This window comes from Tepidibacillus infernus, assembly GCF_048898065.1.
GTDB classification, from domain to species: Bacteria; Bacillota; Bacilli; order Tepidibacillales; family Tepidibacillaceae; genus Tepidibacillus_B; species Tepidibacillus_B infernus.
Map to the genome: position 1 here is coordinate 2,007,521 of NZ_JBLWFI010000001.1, position 10,088 is coordinate 2,017,608.

The window sequence follows — 10,088 nt, forward strand, 5'->3', positions numbered from 1 at the left end:
GCACTATAATAGTTCAAGTATAACTTCGCTAATTGCTTTAATGAAGTTAAACTTTATTATGCGGAAGAAAAGAAAGCCCTACTCGTAGAAGTAGGACCTTAAGGGTTGATAAGGATATTTCATTAGAGCTTTATTATGGTGCAGTTGTGCCACCTGAAGTACTACTAACATCACCTGCTACTTTGTTAAATAAATCTTTTAGATTACCTCCCATAGTAGTAAGTGCAACAATGACTACCACTGCAATTAAAGCAATAATCAATCCGTATTCTACCATTCCTTGTCCTTTTTCATTTTGCAGTGCTTCCTTTATGTTTCTTTTCACGTGATGTTGTTTCACCCAAAGCTTCATTAAAGCATTTTTCATTTTACTTCCTCCCTATCGAAATTGATTTACTTAAGAGCTTGTCCAGTTTGATTACTTATTCCCATTATATCGGTACAAACAAGATCAATCATCCAACTGAATGCCTGTTTTTGGATAGTCCGATTCTCATTATTTTGTTAATTGATCATCAATTGTTCACTATTCCAGTGTTTAGGTACTAGGCTATTTATCCTGTCAAACCTTTTATATGTTGAAATAAGGCTTTTTGTTACCTTAGACATAGGTACAAAATAGGCCCACAAATCGGCATTTCCCTGAAAAGCTATTTTCGATTACTTTTGTGGGATCCCATTGAAAACAATCTTTTTCTCAACTAAGTAGAGATTTTTCTGAGGCTTTGTCACAGGTGGAGGAAGTGGTTAAATCAATCACGACAGGATTCTCTCCTGTTTCCTTACTTTTTGTTACCATCTCAAGTAAACAAAGCGCCACGTCTTCCTCAGGTTGAAGATCTACAATCTCAATCTTCGTTGATAAGGATAGATGGTATAAAATAATCAATGTATCATCAGTAGAACCAAGATCAAGAATCGTAAAACGTCTGATTCTCCCCTTTAACCATCCCGATAAGGAAATCGATCGGATGACCCACTCTATCGTCATTTGATTGTTTTTTACCACAATAAAATAATGATCGACACTGTTTTTATTTTTATTTCTGTTAAATTCAATGATCATCACACTTACCATCAATAAAGTGGCTAAAAATAAGAAAAGCATGATGACACCTCCTTAATAGAGTATATGCCATCATGCCAAACCTAGTGAATTTTCCATGAAATTGTGCAGATTAAGAAAGAATAACCCAGCCATTTTTAATCCCTGCAATCACTGCTTGTGTCCGGTCTGTACATTCCATCTTTTGCAAAATACTACTTACATGATTTTTAACCGTTTTTTCACTGATAAATAGCTTTTCACCAATCACACGATTGCTATTTCCCTCAGCCATTAATTGTAATACTTCCAATTCCCGTTTGGTTAATAACATACGCCAATCGGGCATCTTTTCCATGATGGGTTCTGGATGGGAAAGAGGGTGGAAGCCATCTGTTTGTTCCTTTACACTTAATCTGCGATATTCTTCAATCACTTTTCCTGTTACTTGGGGATGTATATATGCACTACCATCGGCAACAGCACGAATCGCCTCGATCAATGCTTCTGCTTCCATATCTTTTAGTAAATATCCTGACGCTCCCGAACGTAACGTTTCAAACACATAGCCTTCATCATCATGAATGGATAGAATCAAAATCTTTGCATTGGGGTATTTTTCTTTAATCCTTTTTGTCGCCTCTACGCCACTCATATTAGGCATATTGATGTCCATGAGAATCACGTCAGGAAGGATTTCATCGTATTGGTTTAAAATACTCTCCCCATCAGAACATTCGGAAATAACTTCCATGCCCTCTTCTAAATTAATAATTCGTTTGACCCCTTCACGGAATAATTTGTGGTCATCCGCAATCAAAATATTAATTTTCGTTTTCTGATCCATCGCTTATTTCCCCACTTTCATTTACTGGAACTCTTATCTTTATTGTTGTCCCTTTATTCTTTATGGATTGAATCTCAAGATCACCCTCTAAAAGATCAACCCTCTCCTTCATTCCCATCAGGCCGAAATGACCCTCTTTTTGTTTTTCCTGTTCCTCTTCATCAAAGCCAATTCCATTATCTTTTACAGAAACCTCAATTTGTCCAGATTGAAATTCAACTTTGACTACTGCTTTTGTAGCTTGTGCGTGTTTTACCACATTATTTAAAGCTTCCTGAACCAAACGGAAAATCGCAACCTCCATTCCTGAAGGCAATCTTCGCTCTCTACCTGCAAGACTAAGATCGATGTCCAAATTGTCTCTCTTTGCCATTTCTTGAATATATTTTCGCAGCGTAGGAAAAAGCCCTAAATCATCTAAAGCCATTGGTCTTAAATCAAAAATAATTTTACGAACATCTGCCAAACTTTGCCTTACCATAACTTTCAGGTCTTTTAATTCCTGTATTGCCTGATCCATCTGCTTCACATTCATGAATCGTTCAGCAATCTCCGTTCGCAAGACGACATTAGCCATTGACTGAGCAGGACCATCATGGATCTCCCTTGCCACCCGTTTTCGTTCTTCTTCTTGAGCTTGAATGATTTTCAAACCAAACATTTGCTTATATTGAGCAGACTCTACCGCTTCAGACATTTTAATAATATCCCCAGTCAAATAATCTGAAACAACGCCTATTTGTGTGGCCACTACCTCAGCTCGCTCAATCGTCACATTAATATTTTTTAAACGCATTTGTAATTCATTTCTTAGTATCTTAAGATTTGCTTCTCGTTCCCTTGCCATTAATAAATCAATTTGTAGCTGATTTGCTTCTTCATATGCTTTTTGTATGTCAGATTCTGTATATAATTTAAAATTACGACTCACATCTGCTAAATTAGTCCTTGCCCTACGATACCTTGCCTCTAATTGATCTACCTCATCTATCACCTTTTTTGTTTCTTCCCGTAAAGCCTCTAGCTTCCGTAACAAATTTTCCTTTTCTGAACGAGCATCTTCGGCAATTTCGAAAATTTGTTCCTTACTTTGATCAATCGCTCTAATTGTTTTATGTAAGATTTCTTCAAGCTTATAACCGTCAAGTTTTGATGATTTCAATGAATGTCACACCTCATCATAGGCTGGTTTGTTCTTATTTTAACATAATTTGTCATCCTTCACGTCCGCTATCTGTACTATTACGTTAAAAACAAATAGGACTTTAGGACTATTTATCGCTTTTCTAAAGCAAACAGAAATTCAATCCTATTCTATAACTTCCTTGCCAAATTGAATAATGGTAAATATGACCAATTAAAAAAGGTTTGTATATACTTATGGAATATACAAACCCTCACTACTAGCCATAATACTTTTTGTTAAATGACACGAATCTTAGGAACTACTTTTTCTAAGATTTCTGTAATCACAGCACTTCGATTGGTCTTACTTTCTTCTGCAATTTGATCTAGTTTTTCAATCATGGCTGGATCTAAACGGATACTAATGATTTGTTTGGGTGGTGTTTTTTCAGGCTTCTTATTAATCACGATCACGACAAAGTCCCTCCTAACATATATACATTCTTATCCTGTATTTTATATGTATCACGTTAAAAATACTGTCGTAATCCGCCTTAGAAAAACCACTATTTTTGTCGAAAAAAGTTTAATCATCGCTAAACCTGAAATCTCTTTATGAGTTGCTGAAGATCGTTGGCCATCTGGTGAAGCATGTTCGCTGTTGCTGTAATTTGTTCCATCGATGCTCCTTGCTCCTCACTAGCTGCTGCAATTTCTTGGGAGTAGCTCGATGTTTTATCAGCAACTGATTTTATCATTGCAGATGATTTAACCATTTCTTCGACCTGTTCTACCGTCTGGCTCGCTTTTGAACTGGTTTCCGCAATTAAAGAAGACATTTCGCTGTTGGACTGTTGAATGGCTTGGAAAGCTAGTTGGGCTTGAGTGACATGATTCATCCCTTGGTTTACTTCTTGCTCTCCTTTTTCCATTGAAACCACCAGCTGTTTCGTATCTTCTTGTAATTCGCGAATCATTTGTACAATTTCTTTCCCAGCATCAGCAGATTGCTCAGCCAGTTTTCTAATTTCATTTGCCACAACGCCAAAACCTCGTCCAGCGTCCCCAGCTCTTGAAGCTTCAATCGCTGCATTTAAAGCCAATAGATTTGTCTGTTCAGCAATCGATTTAATTACCTCAATCACTTTTTCAATACTAGCATTCTTTTGCCTTAAGGTAGTCACATAGGTTCCTGTTTCTTTAACCGTTTGATTCACCTTTTTCATTTGTCGAATGGTTTCATCAATAACATAAGTTCCTTGTTCTGCTGTTTCCATCGATTGTTGAGAAGCAACATAAACGGATTGTGTTTTTTGGTTCACTTCTTTGATTGTTTCTACCACTTGGAACAATGTTTGTTCTGAACCTTGAAGCATCTGAACCTGTTTTTCCATTCCTTCTGCTACACTAGCGGTCGTTGTAGCCACTTGTTCTGCAGCAAGGGCAACTTCAGTTGAAGTATGAGAAAGTTGTTCAGCAGTATCGGTCACTTGCAATGAACTATGCTGAATATGTTGGATCAACTCCTTTAGAGAAGAAAGCATCTCAGTGAAATTCTTTGCCAATTCTCCAATTTCGTCTTTATTTTTAATGGAAAGGGGGCTAAGATTTAGATTACCATTGGTGATTTCGCCAACGTGAGCAGTTACTAATTTTACCGGTTTCGAAATACGAATGGTTATTGAATATGCAATGATACTTGCTCCAACAATTCCACTTGGAATAATAGCTAAAATTAACACTTTTACAAAATTTATCTTCTGATAAACAATCTCCAAGATCTGTGCTGTATCATGGCCTTGATTGACTAATTCTGTTACCATGCTGCCCATACTAATAATGTTATAAAGAATAATAAGAACTGCAATAAAAAACATCACCATAATCGAAGCAAAACCTAAAGCTAATTTTTGGCCAACTTTCATATCAAGACCCCTTTTCCCTAAACTAGTTCATTTTGTGCAATTCAATATCATCATACTTTATTTAAGGACTGTTTTAAATCACAAAGTGAGCTAATTAGCAAAATTTCACTGAAAATTAAAAAAGTTTGTCGAATATTGTCAGAAGGACAAGGATGGCATATACAAACTTAACTTAAAGTGGATAGAAGGGTAGAAAGGTGAAAAAATCTTTCCCAGGTATAAGGGAAAGATTTTTTTATGAGTAATTATTTTTTTATTTTCAAAAACATGACGTTCATTTTGCAAGCTTATTTTGCGTAAGCCATTGCTTCTTGTCTTAAGACTTCTGCCTTATCTGTACGCTCCCATGGTAGATCAAGATCATGACGACCAAAGTGGCCATATGCAGCTGTTTGACGGTAAATTGGACGACGAAGATCAAGTTGTTTAATAATCCCTGCAGGGCGTAAATCAAAATGTTTACGAACTAATTCAACAAGGATGTTTTCATCTACTTTTCCAGTACCAAATGTATCAATACTAATGGATACAGGTTGAGCCACACCTATCGCGTAAGCAACTTGAACTTCACATTTATCCGCTAATCCTGCAGCAACAATGTTTTTCGCAACATAGCGGGCAGCATAAGCACCAGAACGGTCAACCTTCGTTGGATCCTTACCAGAGAATGCGCCACCACCATGGCGAGCATAACCACCATAGGTATCAACAATGATTTTACGACCTGTTAATCCTGCATCACCTTGAGGTCCTCCGATCACGAAACGGCCTGTTGGATTGATAAAATACTTTGTTTTATCATCTAATAATTCTGCTGGTACCACTGGTTTAATCACATATTTATGAAGATCGGCTTTAATTTGTTCATTTGTTACTTCAGGATGATGTTGTGTTGAAATAACAATTGTATCAATACGAACTGGCTTGTCTCCTTCATATTCAACAGTCACTTGCGTTTTGCCATCTGGACGTAAATAGTCTAAGATTCCCTCTTTTCTTGCTTCAGTAAGACGTCGAGCTAATTGGTGGGCTAGTGAGATAGGTAATGGCATCAATTCAGGTGTTTCGTTGACTGCAAACCCAAACATTAAACCCTGGTCTCCAGCACCAATCGCTTCAATTTCTTCATCAGACATTTGCCCTTCACGAGATTCTAACGCTTGGTTAACACCTACCGCAATGTCTGGAGATTGTTCATCAATTGAAGTTAAGACAGCACAGGTTTCTGCATCAAAGCCATATTTTGCTCTTGTATAGCCAATACTTCGGATCGTTTCACGCACAATTTTTGGAATGTCAACATAACAGCTTGTTGTAATTTCTCCCGCAACCAAAACCAATCCAGTTGTTACAGAGGTTTCTGCCGCAACACGAGCATTGGGATCTTTTTCAAGAATCGCATCAAGGATTGAATCGGAAATTTGATCACAAATTTTATCTGGATGGCCCTCAGTCACAGATTCAGAAGTGAATAAATGACGACCTTTTTGTAACGCCATATGAAAACCTCCCTTAAAATTAGTATGTACATCTATTGTTATGATACTCATGCAAAAAAGCCTTTCCTTTAGAGGAAAGGCTTTTTATACTCAAGCTTACCTCTTATGTTTAAATAGATTTTGAATAAGAGATCCATTCAACAATCTATATTATAAGAAGTAAGAAAGACTGTCAACCATTTTCACTTGAAATTTTACTCACGATTATATTTATGTTTTACTGAACAGGTTGAGTCTCAGTTGTTGTTTCAGTTGACGGTTCAGTTGTTACTTGATCTTGGTTATCTACAAAAATTAATTGAGTATCAGAATCATATTCCACATCCGCCCCAAGACTTTCACTAATAAATCTTAAGGGTACAACTGTATTGCCATTAACAGTTGTGGCAGGTACTTGTAGCTGAATGATTTGGCCATTTACTTTTGCTTGTTTTTGATTTAAGACAAAGGAAACACTTACATCACCTTGTTTTACTGTGATTGTTCTTGTTTCAGGATCATAACTAACCTCTGCACCCAATGCTTCTGCAATCGCCCTAAAAGGAACAAGCGTATTGCCATTTACTAATTGAGGTGGAACATCAAATTGTGGTTGCTTACCATTTACAAATGCTTTTAATTCTTTCTTATTTGTTTCTTTGTAAAGCTCAATTAATTTTTTTGCTTCGTCTTTAGAGCCTTTCGTAAATCCTAGAATTTGCTCTTGAGCCTCTAATGCATCTTGATCTTTGTCCATCAATTTATACATTTCCATTAACTGTTTATATGCTTCTATCTTTGAAGTAGGTAATTCGATGTCTTCAAGACCTTCTACCTCTTCTAATCCTTCTAATTCACCTTTTAATTCCTCTTCTAAGTTTTCCATAAGTTCTTGCGCATCTTTTTGTTCTTCCTCAGTTAATTCATTTTGATTTAATAAGGACTGTACATATTCATAGGTAGCTTGAATCGATTGTTCTGTGTTTTCTTGGTTAGATAGTTCCTCTAATAAAGGTAACCATTTCTCTTCCATATTTTGTTTTAACTCTTCCACTTTTCGCTGCATTTGCTCTTTTGCTTTTTCATTTACTTTTTTAAGAGCCTTTTCCATTTCATGCTCAAGTTTCTTGATGTCTTTTTGAAGTTTTTTCATTTGTTTATCTTTACCATTTTCATTGTCACCATTCTCATCTTCATCTACGTCTTCTTCGATTGCTTCGTCATCCTCTTCTTCGTCTTCATTTTCTTCAAGATCTGCATCATCTGATACATCTTGTCCATCATTTAATGTAGAACTAGTTGAATCTGATGATGTATCTGTATTTATTGTTGTATCCTGTGTTGTATTGGTTGTGTTTGTTTCTTCAGCAGATACAATTCCTCCGATAAACGGAGTCAATACAAGCGTTAATGTCAAAAGAATAGGTAAGATGATTTTTTTCTCCATCATACTTTTTCCTCCTCATGGTAATCATTTCTAATATTTTTTCTTACACTTAAAAAGTATAAGTGCAACTAAGACTTCTACCTTCGCCAAAGGCTTGGCATAAGCCAAGTTTTCTTTATTATATTCCTTTATTGCTTAACAGTATATAGGTTGTTCCATAAATCGTTCCAATGGACTAACATATTTTTTTTGTTTGGGACTTTATGTATATTATTTCATCCTATTTACATACTAAAGAAAGGCCTATTGGTATCTCCAAACCAATAAGCCTCTAAGCAACAGGTAGGTATTCAAATTGTTTTAAAATGTTGTAAAATGTGTAAACGATTATTATAATCCTTTCATGAATTGTTCTGCACTTTCAACCAATCTTTTGGTCATGGCGCCACCTACTGCTCCACAATCCCTTGCAGAGAGCTGACCCCAGTAATCTTCACTTCCTTGGTAAACAGGAAGCCCCATCTCTCCAGCAATTTCATATTTCATATTATCTAATGCTTGATGGGCTTCTGGTACTAGTTGTTGTCTGCCCCATTGTCCTTTGGCCATCATGATCACCTCCTTTCAAAGGAAGTCGTCACCTTAGTTGGTTATTTGATGAGGTAATCATAGTATGACCGAGAATAACACGTTCAAATCCTTTAAGATAGTGGTACTATAGGTTAAAATTGACTAAGCCTGTAAAAGGATCATCGAAGACTAAGAATCATATAGTATTTGAAAAAAGCTCTATTTATGTTATCCTTTAAAAAAAGGAAAATATAAAAGGAGTTAAGGCTATGTTAACACCTGAAGATATTTTTGAAAAAGAATTTAAGCGTTCGATTCGTGGATATGATGTGGATGAAGTGAATGAATTCCTTGACCAAGTGATTCAAGATTATTCCCGACTCATCGACGAAAATAAGGCACTAAAAAAAGAAAATCAACAATTAAAATCCAATACGACTCGTCAAAGCTATCATGCACCAGCACCAACCCCTGAAGAGTCCATTACATTACAGGATTTAGTAAAACGGGTAGAAATCTTAGAGAAGAAGACAAGATTTTTATAAAAGGTTGATATCGTTTATCTATCGCCCCCTTTTCAAACGAAGGGGGTTCTTTCATTTGACATCATCCCCATCTAGGAATAAGATAAGTATGTACTTAATCATATAGGAAGGTGCATAGTATGGAAGCCTCACATATCTCATTTGAGCATTTGCCAAGTGCTACTCAACAAAAAATCCTTGAGTCAGCTGTTAAAATTTTCTCACAAAAAGGCTTTTCTGGTTCAACAACAAAGGAAATAGCGAAAGAGGCTGGGGTATCTGAAGCCACGATATTTCGTTACTTTGAAACAAAAAAGGATCTTTTATTTGCTCTTATTTCACCAGCAATGGTTAAATCGATCACTGATCTATTTATTGATATTCATGGTAAAAATGATGTAGAGATTCTTAAAAACTTCCTTAGAAGAAATACAGAGGCCGTGCAAGAAAACAAAGATCTCTTAAAAATTGTTCTTTATGAAGCTTTATTTTATCCAGAAATCAAGCAAACCATGTTTCAAGAAGTGATTCAAAAAAAGTCAAAGCTTTTAGAAAAGTATTTTGATCAGCAAAGAGAAGCAGGTAACCTAACCGATATTGAACCTAGAATTGCTACTCAGGCTCTATTAGGAATGTTGATTGGATACGTTATTTGGAAGCATATTTTGAAAGATCATGATATCGACCAATTTAATGAGGAAAAAGTTCTTGATGATATGGTCCAAATCTTTTTACATGGGATTAAGAAAAACCGGGCATAGCCCGGTCCTTTTTATTTTGGTGATTTAATATCACTTAGTCGATATTCTTTACCTTGTAACCCTTTATAATATTCAGGGTACATTTCTCCCCCACACTCTTCACAAGTAAACATAGGTGGAACCGAAAGGTCTCCATCATCCATTGCGTCAAAATCTTGCACAACTCTTAAAGGTATTTCTTCTACTAATTCACACTGCAAGCAATGGTAAATGACCATTTGCTGCTTTTTTATTTGAGTCAAATTGTTTACTTTCTTTCGTTTTTTCCCTTTTCGCCGATGTTTGGAAACTGGTGATATAACGAATCTCTCCCTCCAAATATTTCTTTGTCATTTGATCTATTGCAAATTTTATTACTAGTATACCATCTTCAAGGCATACTTCACCCTTATATTCATAATAATTTTCACAATGAGGACATATCGT

General features: G+C 36.0%; 12 protein-coding genes and 1 pseudogene (1 of these 13 cut by a window edge). 2 read left to right on the forward strand and 11 right to left on the reverse strand.

Features of this window, described 5'->3' with window-relative positions:
- Positions 1-133: 133 nt before the first annotated feature.
- The 9 genes from TEPIDINF_RS10115 to TEPIDINF_RS10155 all read right to left on the reverse strand — a co-directional run bounded on the left by TEPIDINF_RS10115 (position 134) and on the right by TEPIDINF_RS10155 (position 8,419).
- Entirely contained in the window at positions 134-367 is a 234-nt protein-coding gene (locus TEPIDINF_RS10115; protein WP_161937327.1) for a Flp family type IVb pilin, read from the reverse strand.
- 330 nt (positions 368-697) lie between these two features.
- On the reverse strand, positions 698-1,108 hold the full coding sequence (locus TEPIDINF_RS10120; protein WP_068726287.1) for a hypothetical protein: 411 nt from the start codon (positions 1,106-1,108) through the stop codon (positions 698-700).
- A gap of 70 nt (positions 1,109-1,178) precedes the next feature.
- Positions 1,179-1,892: a response regulator transcription factor gene (locus TEPIDINF_RS10125; protein ID WP_421691914.1), complete on the reverse strand. Its 714-nt coding sequence runs from the start codon at positions 1,890-1,892 to the stop codon at positions 1,179-1,181.
- On the reverse strand, positions 1,870-3,054 hold the full coding sequence (locus TEPIDINF_RS10130) for a sensor histidine kinase (RefSeq protein WP_421691915.1): 1,185 nt from the start codon (positions 3,052-3,054) through the stop codon (positions 1,870-1,872). The genes TEPIDINF_RS10125 and TEPIDINF_RS10130 overlap by 23 nt, the downstream gene beginning before the upstream one ends.
- 260 nt (positions 3,055-3,314) lie before the next feature.
- Entirely contained in the window at positions 3,315-3,491 is a 177-nt protein-coding gene (locus TEPIDINF_RS10135; RefSeq protein ID WP_082732505.1) for a ribbon-helix-helix protein, CopG family, read from the reverse strand.
- A gap of 122 nt (positions 3,492-3,613) precedes the next feature.
- Complete coding sequence (locus TEPIDINF_RS10140) at positions 3,614-4,942, reverse strand: methyl-accepting chemotaxis protein (RefSeq protein ID WP_421691916.1); 1,329 nt, start codon at positions 4,940-4,942, stop codon at positions 3,614-3,616.
- Between the two features lie 287 nt (positions 4,943-5,229).
- Positions 5,230-6,441: a methionine adenosyltransferase gene (gene metK / locus TEPIDINF_RS10145; RefSeq protein WP_068726312.1), complete on the reverse strand. Its 1,212-nt coding sequence runs from the start codon at positions 6,439-6,441 to the stop codon at positions 5,230-5,232.
- 217 nt (positions 6,442-6,658) lie between these two features.
- Positions 6,659-7,870: a copper amine oxidase N-terminal domain-containing protein gene (locus TEPIDINF_RS10150; RefSeq protein ID WP_068726314.1), complete on the reverse strand. Its 1,212-nt coding sequence runs from the start codon at positions 7,868-7,870 to the stop codon at positions 6,659-6,661.
- A 327-nt stretch (positions 7,871-8,197) separates the two neighbouring features.
- Entirely contained in the window at positions 8,198-8,419 is a 222-nt protein-coding gene (locus TEPIDINF_RS10155) for an alpha/beta-type small acid-soluble spore protein (RefSeq protein WP_421691917.1), read from the reverse strand.
- Positions 8,420-8,646: 227 nt separating this feature from the next.
- On the opposite strand from TEPIDINF_RS10155, the gene TEPIDINF_RS10160 reads away from it, so the two are divergent.
- Together TEPIDINF_RS10160 and TEPIDINF_RS10165 are read left to right on the forward strand one after the other, a co-directional pair.
- Positions 8,647-8,922, forward strand: coding sequence for a DivIVA domain-containing protein (locus tag TEPIDINF_RS10160; RefSeq protein ID WP_068726319.1), 276 nt, complete (start codon positions 8,647-8,649; stop codon positions 8,920-8,922).
- Between the two features lie 119 nt (positions 8,923-9,041).
- Entirely contained in the window at positions 9,042-9,662 is a 621-nt protein-coding gene (locus TEPIDINF_RS10165; protein ID WP_421691918.1) for a TetR/AcrR family transcriptional regulator, read from the forward strand.
- Positions 9,663-9,673: 11 nt separating this feature from the next.
- On the opposite strand, the gene TEPIDINF_RS10170 is transcribed toward TEPIDINF_RS10165, so the two are convergent.
- Together TEPIDINF_RS10170 and TEPIDINF_RS10175 are read right to left on the reverse strand one after the other, a co-directional pair.
- Complete coding sequence (locus TEPIDINF_RS10170) at positions 9,674-9,904, reverse strand: hypothetical protein (protein WP_181482283.1); 231 nt, start codon at positions 9,902-9,904, stop codon at positions 9,674-9,676.
- A pseudogene (locus TEPIDINF_RS10175) lies at positions 9,852-10,088 on the reverse strand (IS91 family transposase) (it continues 1,073 nt past the right edge of the window). Before TEPIDINF_RS10175 ends, TEPIDINF_RS10170 begins: the two are co-directional and overlap by 53 nt.